This is a genomic window from Candidatus Poribacteria bacterium, assembly GCA_021295755.1.
GTDB lineage: Bacteria > Poribacteria > WGA-4E > WGA-4E > PCPOR2b > PCPOR2b.
In genome coordinates, this window is the sequence record JAGWBT010000080.1 from 13,258 (window position 1) to 14,428 (window position 1,171).

General features: G+C 46.9%; 1 pseudogene. It reads right to left on the reverse strand.

Annotated elements, in window-relative coordinates:
• Positions 1-311: 311 nt before the first annotated feature.
• Positions 312-893, reverse strand: a pseudogene (gene rsmD, locus J4G02_12715) (16S rRNA (guanine(966)-N(2))-methyltransferase RsmD).
• Between the last annotated feature and the right edge of the window lie 278 nt (positions 894-1,171).

Genomic DNA, 1,171 nt, shown 5'->3' on the forward strand with positions numbered 1-1,171 from the left:
GGGGAGACACAACCCCTACAGACTTATGTAGGTCGATTTTCCAAAATCGACAGTCTTTGGTAGTCACAGAGCCTGCTCTTGATGAAATCGGGGTTTTCCTAACCTGCGATCATGGCAGGAAGATGTCGAGATATGAATCTCGACCTACACAAGCACAAGAGACCGACAATTACTCAGGTGGTTTGGAACAGATGGCACGGAGCTCCCCGTTCCCTACGAATCACTCGGTTCTGTGTCGTGGTAGGGGTTATCGTAGTGAACAACGTTGTTCACTACTACTGCAAAATGTCAACACGCCCTAGCAACTTGCGTTAACACAATTGATACCGCTTGTAAAATGAAAGCATTGTGTCACCATACCGTTCTTGGCGACTTAAAACCAGTTCATCCAACATCAAGGACTCAGTCCAATCTGCCTCCTGAACCTTCCGATGTTCAACAACGAGCGCCCCAGCTGGAGAGAGAAGATTCGCCTCCGCAATCTGTTTCACACACGATTCGTGGATTTTAGAGGCGTATGGCGGATCGAAATAAATCAGATCGAATTTCGCTTTGCGTTTGCCAAACCGGGCAAGCGCTTTCCGTGCGTCAAGGTGAATGAGCCTGACCTGTGGATGCTTACGATCAAACCCACACATTTCAAGATTAGACTCGATAATGCGGACAGAGTGATAATTGCTATCAACGAAGGTGGTGGACTTCGCGCCTTGGCTCAAGGCTTCCAGACCAATGTTCCCAGTTCCCGCACAGAGATCAAGAAAATCGGCATCGACAACCTGTTCACCAAAGATACGAAATAATGACTCTTTGACGCGGTCGGCAGTAGGTCGAGCTTCTGACCCTTTAGGTGTTTTTAAGCGTCTGCCTTTGAATTTTCCAGCGACAACTCTCATTGTTCAACCTTGGTGACGCCCTGCAGCTTGGGATATAGTGGAACACAAGCAGATTATACAATAGCCAATTTCGCACGTCAACTCAAAACCGAAGCGTGAAGCGTGAAGGGCGAAGCATGAAAACCTCGCTGATAAGATTGGGATCCAAGCACCTGAAAATCCTGATTGAATTTAAGGGTTGAATTGTAATCATTCTGGTTTATCAGAATATTCCGTTCTAAAACCCCGTCCTTTATGGCGGGGATACAGAACGGCAAAACCTGTTAGTTAGTCAAAAC